The sequence below is a fragment of the Serratia plymuthica genome (assembly GCF_018336935.1).
Classification (GTDB): domain Bacteria; phylum Pseudomonadota; class Gammaproteobacteria; order Enterobacterales; family Enterobacteriaceae; genus Serratia; species Serratia plymuthica_B.
The window spans coordinates 4,194,551-4,213,625 of record NZ_CP068771.1 but is presented as its reverse complement, the minus strand read 5'-3'; the positions used below and the strand labels follow the sequence as shown (position 1 = coordinate 4,213,625).

Below are 19,075 nucleotides of genomic sequence, written 5' to 3'. Positions count from 1 at the left end.
ACAAGTTACCTTTTGAATTCAATTGCAGCTGGATCGATAGCACCATTAGATTTCTGGACAATTCCTTTAATAATTGCTCTCTCTTGCTCTACTGACACACTTTGCCCACGCACATCAATAATGACTCGCTGCTGCATTCCTGTCGGTAAATTCTCAGCACGCTGGATCGCCTGTTTAGACACATTATTGATCAGCCCGCTCTGATTAGTCGCAATGTTATAGTTCTTCACTTCAACACTACAGACATCCCCCTTACACCAGTCAGGGCGAACCCCACCTTTTGTACCGTAGGGAACTTCTTTACCATCCTTGAAGCTGACTTGCTCGCGCCATCCGTCACCGAGATCTTTACCTACATCAATTTCTGATTGCCTATGACCTGGGCGTATTGTGGTTGCTATCTCATCACTGGCCTTATTAATCAGTGTCGAAGCTTCAGCAACATCCCCTTTAGCCAGCGCTTTCTCTGCCGCTTTCAGCACACCCACTGCAACACGCTCTCCCGGTATAAGGGAAGCGGCCACGTTGAGATAATCCAGTGCTGACTGAGCCTCCGCTGCACTTTTTATAGTACCCACCACCGGTACAAAATCTGCACCCGTTGACACCATATCTTTCAACGCTTCACGCCGTTCCGTGTACATCTTCACCGAGCAGGCTTCGGCGCTCATTCCGCCGCAGTTTACCTTCTTATAGCGCTCGTTTTCAGCCTCAACGTACTCACCAGCTTTCTGCTCCAGCGTTTTACCTTCAGACTGCGCCTGTACAATATCACTCAGCGCATTATTCTCAACCGCGTTCTTGCCGCTTTGCGCACCGGCCACTGCATCCGCAGTACCGTCACCCACAAGTCCACCTGCCAGCCCTGCGGCTAATGTTCCCAGCGCACTCAGGGTCTGTTTTTGGTCTTCCGTCAGGTTTTCGGGCTTCACATCCGGGTAAAGTTCGCCAGCAATATAACGCGCCATCAGCTCTCCGCTGGCCGCACCGGCTGCCCCCGCCAGGGCGCTGTTGCCGCTGGCTTTAGCCGCTACTGCGCCCCACACCGCATGCGCCATCGCGTTCGCGGCAACGTTGGTACTGCCATCAGCATTAGTCGTCATGGCTTTGATAACGCCAGCCGCATAAGGGCTCAGCCCCCCAGCCATCGCCTGCGCAAGATTGTTGCCCGCCAGCCCCTGAATCGCCGCCGTGGCCGCCTGCATGCCTTTTTGAACTGAGCTGCCGGTACCCCACTCTTTCTGCGTCGCTTTGTAGCTGTCTGTCGCATGCAGCTTCTCGTTGTAGGCTTTCCACTCTTCCTTGTCAGCCCCTTTCTCCGGCTCTTTGATCCCTTTCTTCTCAAGCTCTGCCTTGCCCGCATTGATAGAGCGGATATCCCCCTCGGTCCGCGCAATGTCCATCGCCTGATTGCCGATCTCGCCGATCAGTTGCGCCTGTTGCAGCCGTTTCTGCTCTTTCTCTTTGTCGAAGATCGGGCTTAACGTCTGGTTGGCGTGCTCCACGTCGCGGCTCAGGTCGTTGACGTTCTGCGTCTGTTTGTCCTGATCGCGGATGACGATAGTACCGTCGCTCACCGCCGCGTGGGTGGTAGAGCTGTCGTGCCCGCTGTTGTTGGCGCCCACCAGCAGGCCGTTGGCCATATTGCCGGCGAACTGGCTGCCGATGCTGCCGCCGGAGCTGATGCCCACGCTCTGGTGCTCGACGTCGAAATCAGCCTGATTGTGGATGTCCTTAAAGCCCAGCGTACCGGTGTCGAGTTTGTTTTTGTCCGCCGTGGCGGTGCTGCCAATCACCGCGCCGTTAAGCTGGGTATGCTCGCCCACCGTCACGTCAAAGCCGCCCTTGCCGGCAAAGATGCCCGTCTGCTCCTGCACGCTGTCGTAGTTGCTGTGCATCTTGTCTTTGCTCAGGCTGATGCTGCCCGAGCCGGTCATGGAGCCAAAGGTAAAGCTGCCGCCCGCGCTGGCGTTTTGCTGTTTGGAATCGTAACGGTCGTTGTCCTGCTGGCTCTCCAGCAGCAGGTTGCGGCCCACGTCGGCTTTGACCGATTCGCCGGTGACCTGCGCGCCGATAAGATTGGTGTCGCGCCCGCTGGTAATGTTGACCTGATTACCGGCGTTCACCGTGGTTTCGGTGTAACTGGTGCCGTTGCCTTTCTCGTTGCCCTTGCCTTTGTTGACGCTCGCCGAAATGCTCAGCCCGATGCCGCCGGAGCCGACGCCGATGCCCACGCCCAACGTGCCGCCCTGGCTCTCGTTCTTGCCGTCCAGATACTGGGTGTTTTTGGCGGAAAGCAGGTTCACGTCGCGGTTGGCGTTCAGGGTCACGTCTTTGCCCGCCTGCAACTGGCTGCCCTGCACGGTGATGTCGCCATCCTGGCCCTTCACGCCGTTGCCGCCGGCGGTGATGCTCAGGTTGTTGCCCGCCGTCAGGCTGCTGCCCTGGGCGGTGCTCTGCCCGCTGTTCTGGGTAGAGGTGGAAGACTGGGTGCCGTAGGAAATGCTGATCCCCACCATGTTGTTATTGGCCGGGTCGGCGCCCTGCGCTTGCGCCAGCCGCGCCGCCTGTACCGCCTGCACGCCGCTCAGCGCCGCTTTGGTGCCCTGCAAGGCCGCCAGGCGGCTGTCGTCGGTGGATTTTGCCTGTTGCGAGGTTTCCACGGCGGTGTTCAGCGCGCTGCCGACGGTGCCGGAAAGCGCCAGCGTCAGCCCGGATTTTTTCTGCTCGACCTTGTGGGTCTGGCTGTTTTCATCCTGCGCCTGCGTCACCAACACATTCTTGCCGCTCAACGCCATGTCCTTGCCGGCCACCAGCTCGGAGCCGGTCACCGCCAGATTGTTGCCCGCACCCAGCGTGACGTTGCCGTTCACGCTGCCGACGGTGCTGCCTTGGTTGGTCACCCCCTGCGAGGTGTCGGTGGTTTTCAGGCTTTCGGTACCGTAGCTGATGCCGATACCGCCGCTGCTCATCAGGCCGGATTTTTTCTCCTGCTTGAGGTGCAGCTCGCTGTTGCGCTCGGTGGCGCCGGTGACGGTCAGATCATGGCCCGCCAGCAGCTTCACGTCCTGGGTGCCTGCCACGCTGCTGCCCTGCACGCGCAGATCGTTGCCCGCCAGCACCTTGATGCTGTCGCCGCTCAGGGTGCTGCTCTGCAGGGTCTGGCGATCCAGGGTGTCGCGGGTGGTGGTGGTGGTTTTCGACATCAGGCCGTTGCCGCCGGTCACCTTGTGGCGCTCGTCCAGATCCTGGGTGTTTTCGCCGTTGAGGATGTTGACGTCATGGCCGGCATTCAGATTCAGCGCCTCGCCGGCGGAAATCGCCGCCGCATGAGCGGTGATATCGTTACCTGCATTGAGGGTCACAGTCCCTTTACCCACCACTTCGCTGCCCACCTGCTGGCTGTTGCCCTGTTTCAGGCTGTTGTCGCCGTTCCAGATCAGGTTGTCGCGGCTGGCGGTGGTCACCGCGTTCAGGTTGAGATCGCGCCCGGCGCTCAGCAGCGTTTGGCCATTCTCACCGCTGTTGACCACCTGCGCCGCATCCAGTTTGATGTCGCGCCCGGCCTGCAGCATCAGCTTGCCGTCGGCGCCCTGCACGTACATGCCGGCCACGCTGTCGATATTGGTGCGCTCGAAGCTGTTGGCGCCGTTCACGCTTTGCGCCGCCCGGGTGGTGCTGATGGCGTTGATGTCGCGCCCGGCGCTGGCCAGCAGCGAGTTGTTGCCCTGGATCACGCCGCCGATATTATTGATATCGGTGCGGGCGGTCAGGCCGACGTCGGCCCCCTGAATGCTGCCCGCCATATTGGTGATGTTGGCGGCGCTCAGTTTCACCACTTCGCGCCCGGCGATATGGCCGCTGTTAAACAGGCCGTCGCCGAGGTTGAGGTTAACGTTGCGCCCGGCGATCAGCGCGCCGGACCCGTCCAGATCGCCCGGCTGCATGCGGGCATACACCTGCGGCACCAGCACGTTTTGCTGGCTGCCGTCCGGCAGCGTGACCTTGGCGTTCACCAGCCAGACGATGTCTTTGGTCAACAGCCCCATTTGTTCCGGCGTCAGCGCCACGCCGACCTTCAGGTTATATTGTCGGCTGAAGGCCAGCCCCTGATCCATCAGCGCCTTGAACTGCTCTTCGTCGTTGTTGTATCCGTCCAGATAACGCTGGCCGGTCAGGTTGATCACCTGTTCGCGGATCAGCCGCTGCTCGTAGTAGCCATCCCCCAGACGTTTCAGCACGTTGTCCTGGTTGTTGGTGGCTTTCTCGATCATGTAATCCGAGCCCAGCCAGGATTTTTGGTTGGTGAAGCGCGGATCGGTTTCCACCAGATACTGGCCGCCCGGCGCCGGATTGGTCTTGAACAGGCTGTTGTCCGGCAGGCGGGTGTCCGGCCCGACGATGCGCACCACGCTGCTTGCCGCATCGCCTTGCTGGGCGTTCACTTGGTTGGCCACTTCAAACTGCTGGCCCGGTTGCAGGGCCGCCGCCTGAATCACCGGCAGTTCGCCGCCGCCGATGGTCTGCATCCCGGCGGAAATATCGCTGCCTGTGACCTGCGCATTCACCCCGCCGGCCTGGCCGATGGTAGCGTCTGTGCCTTGCGGCGTCAGCGGCGCAATGGCGACCGGGTTACCCGCTACCTGCCCGTGGTCGATCAGTTGGCTCGGTTTCAGCGCGATGGTCTGGATGGTGGTCGGCGGCGTATAGGCCGTGGCGTTATGCCCCTGTTTGTCAGTACCTTTTTTCTTGATGCGGTAGTAGCTGGTCACTTCCCCGACGTCGGTGGTCAGCCGCTGGCCCGCCACCGCCACGTTATCCAGGCTACCGGCATTAATCGCCAGCGTGCCGCCGGCCACCACCTGGCTCTTGTCGTTCAGCAAATGCCCTGCGTTGATCGCCATATCGCCACCGGCGATGATTTTAGCCGGATCGCTTTCCTTGATCTGGGTTTCCTGCACCGTCCGGTTATAGTCGTACTGATTAAATCTGTCGTTGCCGTATCCGGTTTTGCCTGGGGTGTTCAGGTTCAGCAACGAGTCTGACGAATTGCGGTCAACGAAGACGCCTTGTTCTCCCGCCTTCCAGCGCACCGGATCGCCGGACTGCTGATACTCGGTGACTTTTTCGTTGGAAACGGTGACCAGCTCGGTACTAAAACGATCGTTGATGTTGTTGATCAGCGCAGCGGACAGCGCCATGTTGCCTGCAGACTCAATGGTCGAACTGTGGTTGTTAAGGGTGCCTGCCTGGCCGCTTGCCAGGTGGTTGGCGTCAAGCTGGCCGCCAATCGCCATATCGCCACCGCTGTAAATCAGCCCGTGATCGTAGTTGTTCAGCGTCTGGGTGCCGATATCCACTCGCTCGCGCCCGGCCAGCGTAGCGGCGGTGCCGTTTTCCGCCAGATTGTTGAAGGTCGCGGTTTGCACGCCGATGGCGTCGCCATAAATACGGCCGGTGCCGATGTTGTTCAACGTGTTGGCCGTCAGCAGAGTGTGCTTGCCGTCGATCAGGCCGTAGTTGGTCAGGGTGCCGTTCACCGTCAGCCAATCCTGCCCGGCGTTGATCTCGCCGCTGACGGCGTTAAACAGGTTATTGGCGTGCAGATCCAGCTTCGCGCCCGCCAGCAGCTTGCCGCTGTTGGTGACATCGCCCGGCGTGGTGAAGTTGAAATTGCCGTTGGCGATCATCTCGCCGCTGTTATTGATGCCCTGAGCGCTGACCAGATTGATATCGCCCAGCGACAACAATTGCCCGTCACCGCCGACTGCGTTGGCGTTAATCTCCAGCAGCTTGCCGGCTTTGAGCGTGCCGCCGGTGTTCAGCAGGGTGAGCGCCGTGCCTTTCAATTGCAGGTTGTCGGCCGCAGCCAGCTGGCCGCCGCTGTTATCCAGGGCGCCATCATTGGTGATGGCCAACTGCCGGTCAGCCAAAATGCTGCCGCCACGGTTGCTCAGCGTGCCGGTGTTCAGCGTTACCGTCTGGCCTTCCAGCCCTTTATTTTCCGCCAGCGTGGCGTCGTTGGTGAACTGCAGGGCGTTGAGCGTCACGGTAGCGCCGCTGCGGATCAGCCCCAGGGTGTTATCGATAATCCCCTGCGCGCTGCCCAGCAACAGATTGCCGACCGCCTGAATTTGCCCATTGCGGTTATCCAGCCCGGTGTTGTTCAGCGTTACCGCCTGCTCGCCGATAATCCGCCCGCCGTTGCTGTTGTCCAATTTGAGCGCCGCCAGCATGAAATCGCCCTTGGCCCCCAGCGTACCGCCCTGGTTATTGACGTCGCCGCCGTTGAGTTGCAGTTGGCCCAGGCTGTGGAGAGTGCCGTTTTGGTTATCCAGCCGCTGGCCGCGGGTATCCAGCAGCATGTCGCCGCCGGCCTGTACCAGCCCGCTCTGATTGTTCAGGCCGCCCACGCCGGTGGTAGTGAGCGTCAATGCCTGCTGCGCCACCAGCTTGCCGCCACCGTTCAGCACCGTTTCAGCGTCAAGTTGCAGATTTTTGCCGGCAATCACCACGCCCTGGCCGTTATCGAACAGGCCGATAGACAGGTTCATCGCGCCCTGGCTGGTGATGCCGCCTTTCTCGCCGCTGTTGGCGTTGGTCAGCCGATCCACCGCCAGCTCCAGGCGATCGCCGCTCTGGATCAACCCGCCGTCGTTGTTATTGAGGTTATTGCCGTGCAGCTCCAGCGCCGTTTGGGCCGCCAGTTGGCCGCCCCGGTTTTCCAGCACGCCGAAGTTGATCTTCGCCGCATCGGCGCTGACCAGCGTCCCCTGATTATTCAGCAGAGACCCGCTGTCCAGCTGCAGGTTTTTGCCTGCGCCTATCACCCCCAGATTGCTGTTATCCAGCAGTTCTTTGGCGTTCAGCGCCATGTCCCGGCCGGATTTGATCGCCCCGCCCTGGTTATTGATCGCCCCGGCGGTCGCCGACAGCTGTTTTTCGGAAGCCAGCGTGCCGTGGCGGTTATCCAGTTGGCTGCCACTCAGTTGCAGGTCGCCCGAGCTGGCGATAAAGCCGCTTTGGTTATCCACCTCACCGCCGGCGATGTTCAGTTTGCCCAGGCTGCTGATGCCGCCATTTTTGCCGCTGTCGCGGTTGGTCAATGCCTGGCCATGAGTATCGATAGTCGCGTCTCCGCCGGCCTGCAACAGGCCGCCGTCATTGGTCAATGCCAGGCTGTCGATGTTCAACTGCTGCTTGCCAACCAGCGTACCCTTGCTGTTATCCAGCCGGCCGGTGAACAGTTCGGTGGCACCGCCCCCCACCAGCATGCCCTGGCTATTGTCCAGCGCGCCGCTGTGGATCGACAGCGCCCCCTGGCTGAGAATGCCGCCGGTTTCGCCACTCAGGCGGTTGCTCAACGCGGCGCCCTGGGTGTCGAGGCGCATGTCACCGGCGGATTGCAGCAGGCCGCCGTCATTGGTCAGCGCCCCGCCATTCAGGCGCAGATCGCCCGCGGCGGCGATAGCACCCTGTTGGTTGTTCAATGCGCCGTTGCCCAGAGCCAGAGAAATGGCGCCGCCAACCACTTGCCCACCCTGGTTTTCCAGCCCGGCGCCGCTCAGTTGCAGCCCCTGTTTGGCTTCGATACGGCCGCTGCGGTTATCCAGCGCCTGATGGGTCGTTACCTCACTGTTGCCGGTAGCGGCGGAAACCAGGCCCTTGCGGTTATCCAGTTTATCCGCCCGTAAGCGCGTATTGCCGCTCGCGGCCAGTTGGCCCTGCCGGTTGTCGAGGGTGCCGCCAATCTGCGCATTCAGGCTTCCGTCCTGCGCGGCGATCACTTTGCCGTTTTGGTTGTTCAGCTGTGCGGCGTTCAAGACCACATTGCCGTTGGCCGCCAGTTGGCCGCCCTGATTGTCGATACCCTTACGGGTGCTGATACGCATGTCGCCGTTGCCGCTCTGCACCCATTGGCCGTTGCGGTTGGACAGGCTGCCGGCATCCATGGCGATCCGTTGCGCCGACGTAGTGCCGCCATCCAGCACGTAATCGCCGCCCTGCATCGAGAGCTGCCCGTTGGACAACAGCTTGCCGTTATCCCCTTGCAGCCGGCCGGTACTTACCGCCAGCGTGCCTTTGCCGGCATGGATAATCTGCCCGCTCTGGTTGTCGATCGCCCCGGCGTTCAGCGTCAGGTTATTGCCGTTGCTGGCGATGCGGCCGCCGCCGTTATCAAGCGTACCCTGCTGATTCAGGGCCAGATCGTCTTCGCCAAGCTGAGCGATCTCGCCCTTGCGGTTGGAGAGATCCTGCGCGTTCAGCGCCAGTTTGTTCGCCGTCAGCTTGCCGCCGTCGTTGCTCAGCCGTTTGCCGGTGTCGGCGGTCAGTTGCTGCGCCGCCTCAACCTGCGCGTTGGCCGCCGTCAGGTCGCCCTGCCCGGCGTTCAGCGTTACATTGGCGCCGGCGGTACGGCTGCCGCTGATGTCCATGCCTTGCCCGCTGGCGCGCAGGTTGCCCGCCGCCAGATTCTGGCCCTGCGCGGTCAGTTTGCCGCCGGCGGTCAACGCCAGTTCGCCGCTGCCGCCCAGTTTGCCGTCCTGCTGCACGCCTGCCGCCAGGGTGCTGCCTTTGCTGCTGTTCAGGCTGGCGGCCTGAACCTGTACGTTATTTCGCGCGGCGATGGAGCCGCTGTTTTGCACCTCGCCCTCGCTGGTGACGGCGGCATTGCCCGCAGCGAACAGCGAACCGCTGTTGCTGATGCCCTGTTTCGAAGCCATCGCCATATCGCCGCCGCTGCTGATGGCGCCGCTGTTTTCGATGCGGCCGTCGGCGGTCACCACCACGCTGCCGGCCTGCGCGCCGATATTACCGGCGTTGCGCACCCCGACGCCGGTTTCGGTGCCGATCATGCGGATCTTGCCGGCGTACATGCCGCCCAGCTTGGCCACGTCCACCGCCAGCTGCGGGCGGGTGGCCGGATCGTCGCCCTGCTTTTCGATCTGCTGATGCGCCGCATCCACCTTGTTGCGCCCGGTGGTGACTTTCAAATCGTTGGCCCACAGCCCGGCGTTGATCTTCGTCGAACGGGCGATGATCTCGGTGTAATCCTGACGCGAACTGTCCATACCGGCGCCTTCCACCACCACTTCGCCGCGCTCGACGTTGAAACCGGTCAGATTGCCGTTGTTCATCTGCGCCTGGCCGGTGGTCAGCGTGGCGCGGTTGGCGTTGATAAAGCCGCAGCCATTACAGGTAATGCCGGAAGGGTTGGCGATCACCACCTGCGCACGCTGGCCGGCGACCTCGATATAGCCGTTCAGGCGGCTGGGATCGCGGGAATTGACCTCGTTGAGGATCACCTTGGCTTCGCCTTTCGCCAGCCATGGGTTGCCATCGACCCAGCCGCCCTGCTGGGTCCGGGTCATTTTGTGCGAGTTGTTGAGGATCGCGCCCTGCTTGTCGACGTCGAACTGGCTGTAAGTATTGCGGGAAACCCCACCGGCGCTCGGCGTCTGGATATTGACCTGCGGCGTACCGTTGGCGCTGTTGACGATGGTCGGCTGCTGGCCGCCCGGCGCGTTGCGGTCGGCGACAATGGCCGCCTGCACCGGCTGTATCGCGCCCAGCGCCAATAACAGGCTGAAGCTGACGGCGCTCATCTTGCCGATGCACTGGCTCAGGGTATGGCCCAGGCCAGGCGAACGTGCGGATCCGGCGCGGCCGGAGCGGGCGATATCCGCCACCACCATCAGCATGCCACGCGCTTTGTTGAAAACGATACGGTACAGGTTCTTGTTCATGGCAATGTCCTTATTGAATGTCCGACGGCTCGACGGCTAACGGGTGGTTCGCCCACCATTGCTGCGCTTGCTGGTGGCTGACCTGCGCGCCTTTAAAGTTCACGACGCGTTTGCCGCGCTGCGCCCCGCGGTGGTACAGCGCCCGTACGCAGAATTGCGGGAAAATATCCCGGGCGATCAGATTGCGCATTTCCCGCGTGTGGCCGAACGGGGCGATCCAGTCGCAGAACCACAGGCGATCGCCGCTGTTCCAGTCGTTTTCCTGCATATTTATCGCCGGTTGCGTGAGATAACGCGCCTCGGCCTCTTGATTCATCCCGGCCCAGCTGAGGAAAAACACCGGCTGATTTTGGTACGAGGCCAGCACATATTGCTGCCGCTTGATGATCGGCAGCAGCAGCATCGGCAGGGTGTGCAACGGCGCATCGCGGTGCATCGGCGAATGCATCCACAGCCAAACCGCCGCGCCGAAGGCTTCCGCCTCGCTGTCATCGCCGCCAAGGATCAGCGGCGCTCGAATATCGTAGTCACCTATGCGCATCGTCGTTCCCTCAGTAGTTCCAGCTCAGGTTAAAGCCCAGCGTCACCGGGCTGGTGCTGAAGCCGTCCGGTTTGGAGAACGGCACACCGGCGAACAGGTCGTAACCCACCTTGAAGGCGTAACCGCGCAGGCCGACCACCCCACCCGCCAGGTGTTGCCCGGCCAGGTATTCGCTGCCGTAACCGCCCACTTCGCCATAGTCGGCCCCCAGATACAGTTCTTGCCCCGGCAGCGGCGTGCGCCAGGCCAGATCGTTGCGCACGAACCAGCCGTGGTTGGCGTTCAGGGTACGTTCGCCGTCAAAGCCGCGCACCGTCCAGCGGTTGCCGATAGCAAACTGATCCTGCGGCGTCAGTGGGGTATCGCTGATCTGGCGCTGGTACTGCACGTTGTAGTGGAAATCCTGGCTGAACAGGCTGAACGGCACGTCAAGCTGGGCGTTGAGCTGAAGAATTTTGCTGAGCGCCGTCGCTTCGCCAAAGGTCTCTTCCGGCGCAGGCAATGCGCCGAACCAGCGGGTGCCGCGCTGATAGCTGACGCCGGCGTCCAGCGTGGCCTGCTGGATGTAATGACGGTGCTGCAAGCCCAGCCGCCAGCCGGAGGTGCGGCGGCGCTGCACTTCCACTTCGGTATCGTTGATGTAGTTGCTGGATTCGCGTGCCAGCACATCATAGGTCAGCGTGGTTTTCTGGCTACCGTTACGGTGCAGCACCCGGCTGAGCTGGAAATCCAGGTTCTTGCTCTTGCCGCTGTAGCGGTAATCCTGATTCTGGCCGGCGATGGTCTGGTGATAGTCATAGCTATTGGCGGTCACACCGGCCATCCAGTAGCCGAACGGCACCGAATAATGGCCGGTGATGTTTTTGGTGCCTCTGCCGCCCTGGTTTTGCAGGTCGGTGGTGCCGGAGATATAGAACAGATCGCTGAGCGAGAATGGGTTATCCAGCGACAGCGTCAGGCCGCCCTGATAGCGGCCGGTGCTCTTGGTGCCGGAGTCGTCGAGTGACGCGCCCACGCGCCACATGCGTTCTTGCTTCCAACTCAGGGCGATATCGCTTTCGCCGGGCTGTTCGCCGGGGATGATTTCCATATTGGCCTGCACCGTCGGCAGGCGCTGCAGATTTTCCAGCCCCTGCTCGATATCGCGCAAGTCCAGCAGGTTGCCCGCGTGGGCCGGGAAGCTACTGTAAGGTTGAATGTAGCGGCCGCTGTCCGGCGTCAGTTTTACCTGGCGCACATAGCCGGGCACCACCACCAGCCGCAGTTTGCCGCTTTTCAGATCCTGCGTCGGCGCCAGCACGCGGGTGGTGATATAACCGCTATCCACCAGCCGGTTTTGCAGGGTGCTCATCAACAGGTTGATGCCCTGCCCGCCCAGGCATTGGCCCTGCGCCTGATTGGCAATGCTCTGCAACGGCAGCCAATGCGGGAGTTTGTCCTGGCCGGTCAGAACGACCTGTTCGATAGGGAAGCAGGGTTTTTCCTGCGGGAACGCAATGCGGCCAAAACCGGACGAAGGCGGCGACAGCCGCACATCCGGCGTCGGGGGCGTCAGCTGTTGTTCCAGCGCTTTTTGCCGCTGCTGCTGTATGATCAGTTGATCGCCATTTGGCGCTGCCGCCAGAACCGATTGATTGAATATAAACAGCGGCAAGACAACGGAAGCCAATGGAATAAAACCCTTGCGCACAGCAAGGCTGAGCGAAGAGTAAGCAGAGAGGCGCATGACGTTTTCCCTGTCGAAGGACAAATAAAAGATAAGAATTGTAAGTAAACGCGAACATTATGCGCGTGAATAGCACGGGATCAACTCTATTTTTGCCAATAATGGGCGCCGGATAACAAATACGCAGAATGAATAATCCAAGAGGTTAGCGCCATTATGCTGTAAATTAATATAACTATATGTTTATATTAAACAAATAATGAACCAACAAAAATACCCACTAAAAATAATTAGGAATAATTGCATGCCAATAATGCAATTATTCATCATGAGTAATTATTGCCAGGCAATAGCCATAATTTAAGACATTTCCTATTTCAAGCGCATTTTTTCGTGAATTAATCACCGTGATGAACGATATTATTATTAATTCACCTCCCACCTTTAATTATATTCATCTTATTTCAAGCTGCAGCATCGCTGGCCGCAACTTAAGGTTCTCAGGGCTGCGTTATCAACCCGCCCCCCTTATTCCAGAAGACGCAAACTGACCCCTCTATCCTTCTTCCGGCGCCCGGATTTACGGCCTCTGCGGATTCTTTCATTGCATTGCTAAACCGGTTCTTCTATTTTAGCTCGCCATCTGACACAGGTTAAAACAGGGGGTTGTACATGGGAAATCGCGTATGGGTGCTGGGTGACGCTGTAGTCGACCTCGTTCCTGAAAATTCAAACAGTTACCTAAAATGCCCCGGCGGCGCGCCCGCCAACGTCGCGGTCGGTATCGCCCGCCTGGGTGGCGACAGCGCCTTTATCGGCCGGGTTGGCAAAGACGGGTTCGGTACTTTCCTGCAGCAGGTGCTGCATGAAGAGCAGGTGGATATCCGCCACATGACGCAGGACGACACTTATCACACCTCTACCGTGGTGGTGGATCTCGATCTGCTTGGCGAACGTACCTTCACTTTCATGGTTACCCCCAGCGCCGATTTGTTCCTGCAACCTGAAGATCTGCCTGATTTCAAAGCGGATGAGTGGCTGCACGTTTGCTCTATCGCCCTGTCGCAAGAGCCCAGCCGCAGCACCACCTTTACCGCGATGGAGAACATCCGGGCGGCCGGCGGCTGGGTGAGTTTTGATCCGAATATTCGCGAAGACGTCTGGCACCAGCCTGAAGCCCTGCGCCCCTGCCTGCAAAAGGCACTGATGCTGGCGCACGTGGTCAAAATCTCGCAGGAAGAATTGAGTTTTATCAGCAGTATCGGTGAACTGGAGAGCGCCATCGACTGGATGATGCAACGCTATCCGCTGCGTTTGCTGCTGGTAACGCTGGGCGGCGATGGCGTGTGCGTGCATGACGGCAAACAGATCCGCCATTTCCGCGCCCCCTCGATTGTCCCGGTCGACACCACGGGCGCGGGCGACGCTTTTGTCGCCGGTCTGCTGGCTGCGTTGGCGCAGCTCGGCGAGCTGCCACAGGATGAACAGTGGCCGTCGGTGATCGCTCAGGCCCAATCCTGCGGTGCCCTGGCTACCACCGCCAAAGGCGCCATGACCGCTCTGCCGACCTCCGAACAGTTAAAAAATTTCCTTCAGCGCTAAGTCCATAACGGTGGGCCAGGCTCACCGTTTTCTCCTGCCGGGCCGAATTTGCGCACTCGATCACAATAGCTGAATCGGGTTAGCAAACTTGATTGCCAGCCGCCCTTCAACTCTTTATCTTTCATCCTGAAAAACCGGTTTAGCAATTTAGCAAAAAACAATAACAACTTTACCCGGATGATAGAGAACCATGAAAAAACTTAGCTATTTGGCTGTAACTACAGGGCTCCTCATTTCCACCTCTGCGGCGGCGGCTGGCGCCGACAGCAGTATCGAAGCACGCCTGAATGCGCTGGAACAACGGCTGCAACAGGCTGAACAACGTGCCACCCAGGCCGAAACGCGCGCCACGGCGGCAGAACGTCACGCGCAACAGTTGGAACAGCGTACCGCCAACACAGAGCGGCAAACCGTACAGGTTGCGCAGCGTACCGCGACGCTGGAAACCAAGGCCGCACCGGCTTCCAGCCTGAAGTTGAACGGTTTTGACGATCTGAAACTGTATGGCGACGTCGAGTTCAACCTCGACGGCGCCAGCCGCAGCGGCCAGCTCACCTCGTTGAAAACCAGCAACAACAAGGACTGGAAACCCGGCAACAAAGAGCGTTGGGATATCAACGGCCGCATTCTGGTCGGCGTGGACGGTTACCGCCGCAACCAGGACGGCAACTTCTCCGGTTTCAGCGTACAACCGCTGGCCGACATGACCGGTAAAATGAACCTTGATGATGCCGCCTTCTTCTTCGGCAACGAAAAGAACTGGCAGACCAAAATCGGGCGCTTTGAAGCCTACGATATGTTCCCGCTCAATCAGGACACCTTCATCCAGTATTCCGGCAATACCGCCAACGATCTGTATGCCGATGGCTTCGGCTATATCTACATGATGAAAGAAGGCCGTGGCCGCAGCAGCAGCGGCGGCAACCTGATGCTGAGCAAATACGCCGGCGACTTCTACTTCGAGCTCAACACGCTGGTGGAAGACGGTTCTTCGCTGTTCCAGGACAAGGCCTACCATGGCAACAGCCTGGATAATAAGAAAAACGTGGCCTATCTGCGGCCGGTTATCGCCTGGAAGAAAGACCAGCTCAGTGCGGCAGTGGCGATGGAAAGCAACGTGGTCAACAATGCCTATGGTTATCAGGACAATCAGGGTGAATTCGTCGACCAGTCCAAACGTAACGGCTATGGCATGACCATGACCTGGAACAATACCGCCGCCAATCCGGACAACGGTGTAGTCGCCAACCTGAGTACCGCCTATCTGGACGCGTCGGGCGAAAAAGACTTCACCACCGGCATCAACGTGCTGTGGCGCCGCTTCGAAGTGGGGTATATCTACGCCCACAACGACATCAAAGAGTTCAACACTGCCGGAATGGCGGCCAACATCGATAACCCGCTCAGTGAACCGGGCAAGTATGACATTCACACTATCCATACTTCGTATCAGATTCCTAACATCATGAATATGAAGAACTTCAATTTGTACCTCGGGGCCTACGTCTCGATGCTGGAAGCCAATGCCGATAACAAAATAGCCAACGCCAATAACGACCAGCGCTACGGCGTGCGCGCCAGATTCAAGTACTTCTTCTGACGCAGGCTGGAGATAATTTCCGCCGCGGAAAGCCGCGGCGGTGTTTTTGATTTATAAGGGAGAAAACATGGACATTACCGCAACCGCCAATGCGCTTTTGCCGCTGCTCGGCGGCAAAGAGAACATCGCCAGCGCCGCCCACTGCGCCACCCGCCTGCGGCTGGTGCTGGTGGATGACAGCAAGGTGGATAAAGCCGCAATCGGCAAACTTGACGGGGTGAAGGGCTGCTTCAGCAACGCCGGGCAGATCCAGGTGATTTTCGGCACCGGGCTGGTCAACAAGGTGCATGCGGAATTTATCAAGGCGGCGGGCGTCAGCGAATCCAGCAAGTCTGAAGCCGCCGACATCGCGGCGAAAAAACTCAACCCGCTGCAACGTATCGCCCGTTTGCTGTCGAACATCTTTGTGCCGATCATTCCGGCTATCGTCGCCTCCGGCCTGCTGATGGGCCTGCTCGGTATGGTGAAAACCTACGGCTGGGCCGACGCCCACAGCGCGCTGTTCGTGATGCTGGACATGTTCAGCTCGGCGGCGTTTATCATCTTGCCTATCCTGATCGGCTTCACCGCCGCGCGCGAATTCGGCGGCAACCCTTATCTGGGCGCCACGCTGGGCGGCATTCTGACCCACCCGGCGCTGACCAACGCCTGGGGCGTCGCCGGCGGTTTCCACACCATGAATTTCTTCGGGCTCGAGATCGCCATGATCGGCTATCAGGGTACGGTGTTCCCGGTGCTGCTGACGGTGTGGTTTATGAGCGTGCTGGAAAAACAGCTGCGCAGAGTGATCCCCAACGCGCTGGACCTGATCCTGACGCCATTCCTGACGGTGGTGATCTCCGGCTTCGTCGCCATGCTGTTTATCGGCCCCGCCGGGCGCGCATTGGGTGACGGCATCTCCTTCGTGCTCAGCACGCTGATTGCCCACGCCGGTTGGTTCGCCGGGTTCCTGTTCGGCGGCCTGTATTCCGCCATCGTCATCACCGGCATTCACCACAGCTTCCACGCCGTCGAGGCCGGGCTGCTCGGCAACCCGAAAATCGGCGTTAACTTCCTGCTGCCGATCTGGTCGATGGCCAATATCGCTCAGGGCGGCGCTTGCCTGGCGGTGTATTTCAAAACCCGCGACGCCAAGATTAAAGCCATTGCGGTGCCTTCGGCCTTTTCCGCCATGCTCGGCATTACCGAGGCGGCGCTGTTCGGTATCAACCTGCGCTTTGTGAAGCCCTTCCTGGCGGCGCTGGCGGGCGGTGCGCTCGGCGGTGCCTGGGTGGTGGCCAATCACGTCGGCATGAACGCCGTCGGGCTGACGGCGATCCCGGGGCTGGCGATCGTGCAGGCCAGCTCGCTGCTGAGCTATATCATTGGTCTGGTTATCGCCTTCGGCAGCGCCTTTACGCTCTCGCTGCTGCTGAAATACAAAACGGACAGTGAATGATGGAAGAACTGAATTTGATGAAACAGGCCGTTCAGGCGCTGATGAACGGCATGCCGCTGGCGCTGCGCGATCCTCATCGCCCGGCATGGCATCTGGCCCCCAGCGTCGGCCTGCTGAACGACCCCAACGGTTTTATTCAGCATAAAGGGGTTTATCACCTGTTCTATCAGTGGAATCCGCTGGGTTGCGATCACCGCAACAAATGCTGGGGCCATTGGCAATCGACGGACCTGCTGAACTGGCAGCATCAGCCGGTGGCGCTGGTGCCCGGCGCTTGTTACGACAGCCACGGCTGTTACTCAGGCTCGGCGGTGGTGGAAAACGGCAAAATCATGCTGGCGTATACCGGCAACGTAAAATACCCCGACGGTTCTCGCACCGCATACCAGTGCCTGGCGCTGGAAAATGCGCAGGGCGGGTATGACAAGCTCGGCCCGGTGCTGCCGCTGCCGGAAGGCTACAGCGGCCACGTGCGCGATCCCAAGGTTTGGCGCCATCAAGACAGCTGGTACATGGTGCTCGGCGCCCGTGACCTGCAGGATCGCGGCAAGGTGCTGTTGCTGCGCTCCGCCGATCTGCGCAGTTGGCAGCTGTTGGGGGAGATTGCCGGATCCCAACTGAACGGCATGGGCGATTTCGGTTATATGTGGGAATGCCCGGACCTGTTCACGCTGGCAGGAACCGAGGTATTGATTTGTTGCCCGCAGGGGCTGGCGGCGCAGGCTGAACGTTATCTCAACGTTTACCAGGCGGGCTATCTGACCGGCAAACTGGACTATCGGCAGGCGGGCTTTGAACATGGCGAATTCCACGAGCTGGACGCCGGGTTCGAATTCTATGCGCCGCAAACCACGCTGGCCGAAGACGGCCGCCGCCTGCTGGTCGGCTGGATGGGCGTACCGGAGCAGGACGAAGCCTGTCACCCGACATTGCAATACGGCTGGATCCACACCATGACCTGCCCGCGCGAGCTGTCGTTGCACGACGGCAAGCTTTACCAACAGCCGGCGCGCGAGCTGCAACGGCTGCGCGGCGAGGGCAGCCAATGGCAGGGAATCGCGGATAACGCGCCGGGCTGGCCGGTCGACAGTGCCGAAGTGCTGTTGACGCCCAACGGCGCATTCAGCGCCGACTTTGGCGATGCGATGACGCTGAGCTGGGACGGCGCCTTGCTGCGCCTGACGCGCAACAACCTGCGCAACGGGCAGCCTGAACACCGTTACTGGCGCGGCGAAGTCACCCACCTGCAAATGCTGTTCGACAGCTCCAGCGTGGAGATTTTTATCAACCACGGCGAAGGGGTCATGAGCTCACGCTACTTCCCTGGCCCGCAGCCGTTGCTGCGTTTGAGCGGTGAGACGCAGCTAGCACTGGAGCACTGGCCGCTGACGCCATGCATGCTAGAATGACGCATCCTCCGATGAACTCAGATGCCGTCAGTGAAAAAAAACAAACGCATAACCATCAGTGATATTGCCGCGCTGGCCGGCGTGTCGAAATCGACCGCCAGCCTGGTGCTTAACGGACGCAGCAAAGAATACCGGGTGTCCGACGACACCCGTGACCGTATTCTGGCGCTGGCCGGCGAGCACCATTATCAGCCTAGTTTCCATGCACGTTCGCTGCGCTCCTCCCGCAGCCATACCCTGGGGCTGGTGGTGCCGGAGATGACCAACTACGGTTTTGCCGTGATTTCACGCGAGCTGGAAACCCTGTGCCGCGAGGCGGGTTTACAGTTGCTGATCGCCTGCTCCGACGAAAACCCGGCGCAGGAAATGATGGCGGTGAACAGCCTGGTGCAACGTCAGGTCGACGGCCTGATTGTCGCCTCCAGCCAACTCAGCGATGTGGAATACCAAAAGATTAACGCCGGCCTGCCGGTGGTGCAGATGGACCGCCTGATCACCGGCTCCGCGCTGCCGCTGGTGATGACAGACTCGCTGACCTCGACCGCCACGCTGGTGGAAAACGTGGCGCGCCAGCATCCGGACGAATTCTACTTCCTCGGCGGCCAACCGCGCATCTCGCCAACGCGCGATCGCCTGGCCGGTTTTCAGCTCGGCCTTGAACGCGCCGGGGTGACCTGTAAACCGGAATGGATCATCAACGGCAACTACCACCCCAGTTCCGGCTACGAGATGTTCGCTCAGCTTTGCGCGCAGCTTGGCCGGCCGCCGAAAGCGCTGTTTACCGCCGCCTGCGGCCTGCTCGAAGGGGTTCTGCGCTACCTGAATCAGCACCAGTTGATGGAAAGCGACCTGCACCTTTGCAGCTTCGACGACCACTACCTGTTCGATGGCCTGACGCTGAAAATCGACACCGTCGCCCAGGATTGCCGCGCCCTGGCCCAGCACAGTTTCAACATGGTCAGCCAGCTTATCGACGAGCAGCCGTTGGCGCAGAATGCGTTATATCTGCCGGGCAGCATCCACTGGCGCCACCCCGGTTCGAAGGCGTTGCTCGGCCAGCCATAAATTCAGGT

The 19,075-nt window shown here is 60.1% G+C and carries 8 protein-coding genes; 5 read left to right on the top strand and 3 right to left on the bottom strand.

What is annotated here, in order from left to right:
• Positions 1 to 5 precede the first annotated feature (5 nt).
• From JK621_RS19640 to JK621_RS19630, 3 genes are read right to left on the bottom strand one after another with little or no spacing between them, the layout of a single operon-like run.
• Entirely contained in the window at positions 6 to 9,746 is a 9,741-nt protein-coding gene (locus tag JK621_RS19640; RefSeq protein WP_249337093.1) for a hemagglutinin repeat-containing protein, read from the bottom strand.
• 10 nt (positions 9,747 to 9,756) lie between these two features.
• A complete protein-coding gene (locus JK621_RS19635; protein ID WP_212557282.1) occupies positions 9,757 to 10,287 on the bottom strand; it encodes a toxin-activating lysine-acyltransferase in 531 nt (176 codons plus the stop codon).
• 10 nt (positions 10,288 to 10,297) lie between these two features.
• On the bottom strand, positions 10,298 to 12,013 hold the full coding sequence (locus JK621_RS19630) for a ShlB/FhaC/HecB family hemolysin secretion/activation protein (RefSeq protein WP_212557281.1): 1,716 nt from the start codon (positions 12,011 to 12,013) through the stop codon (positions 10,298 to 10,300).
• 612 nt (positions 12,014 to 12,625) lie between these two features.
• Here JK621_RS19630 and JK621_RS19625 point away from each other — a divergent pair.
• The 5 genes from JK621_RS19625 to JK621_RS19605 all read left to right on the top strand — a co-directional run bounded on the left by JK621_RS19625 (position 12,626) and on the right by JK621_RS19605 (position 19,067).
• On the top strand, positions 12,626 to 13,555 hold the full coding sequence (locus JK621_RS19625) for an aminoimidazole riboside kinase (RefSeq protein ID WP_212557280.1): 930 nt from the start codon (positions 12,626 to 12,628) through the stop codon (positions 13,553 to 13,555).
• 190 nt (positions 13,556 to 13,745) lie between these two features.
• A complete protein-coding gene (locus JK621_RS19620; protein WP_212557279.1) occupies positions 13,746 to 15,155 on the top strand; it encodes a carbohydrate porin in 1,410 nt (469 codons plus the stop codon).
• Between the two features lie 67 nt (positions 15,156 to 15,222).
• Positions 15,223 to 16,593, top strand: a complete 1,371-nt coding sequence (locus JK621_RS19615) for a sucrose-specific PTS transporter subunit IIBC (protein ID WP_212557278.1) — start codon at positions 15,223 to 15,225, stop codon at positions 16,591 to 16,593.
• Positions 16,593 to 18,002, top strand: a complete 1,410-nt coding sequence (locus JK621_RS19610; RefSeq protein WP_212560241.1) for a sucrose-6-phosphate hydrolase — start codon at positions 16,593 to 16,595, stop codon at positions 18,000 to 18,002. The genes JK621_RS19615 and JK621_RS19610 overlap by 1 nt, the downstream gene beginning before the upstream one ends.
• A 21-nt stretch (positions 18,003 to 18,023) precedes the next feature.
• The gene (locus JK621_RS19605; protein WP_212557277.1) at positions 18,024 to 19,067 is read left to right on the top strand and encodes a substrate-binding domain-containing protein; all 1,044 of its coding nucleotides are present in this window, start codon (positions 18,024 to 18,026) and stop codon (positions 19,065 to 19,067) included.
• Positions 19,068 to 19,075: the final 8 nt, after the last annotated feature.

What these genes read in the sequence shown, in the direction of transcription:
- JK621_RS19640 (WP_249337093.1), bottom strand. Translation starts at nt 9,746, where the DNA reads ATGAACAAGAACCTGTACCGTATCGTTTTCAACAAAGCGCGTGGCATG.
- JK621_RS19635 (WP_212557282.1), bottom strand. Translation starts at nt 10,287, where the DNA reads ATGCGCATAGGTGACTACGATATTCGAGCGCCGCTGATCCTTGGCGGC.
- JK621_RS19630 (WP_212557281.1), bottom strand. Translation starts at nt 12,013, where the DNA reads ATGCGCCTCTCTGCTTACTCTTCGCTCAGCCTTGCTGTGCGCAAGGGT.
- JK621_RS19625 (WP_212557280.1), top strand. Translation starts at nt 12,626, where the DNA reads ATGGGAAATCGCGTATGGGTGCTGGGTGACGCTGTAGTCGACCTCGTT.
- JK621_RS19620 (WP_212557279.1), top strand. Translation starts at nt 13,746, where the DNA reads ATGAAAAAACTTAGCTATTTGGCTGTAACTACAGGGCTCCTCATTTCC.
- JK621_RS19615 (WP_212557278.1), top strand. Translation starts at nt 15,223, where the DNA reads ATGGACATTACCGCAACCGCCAATGCGCTTTTGCCGCTGCTCGGCGGC.
- JK621_RS19610 (WP_212560241.1), top strand. Translation starts at nt 16,593, where the DNA reads ATGGAAGAACTGAATTTGATGAAACAGGCCGTTCAGGCGCTGATGAAC.
- JK621_RS19605 (WP_212557277.1), top strand. Translation starts at nt 18,024, where the DNA reads ATGCCGTCAGTGAAAAAAAACAAACGCATAACCATCAGTGATATTGCC.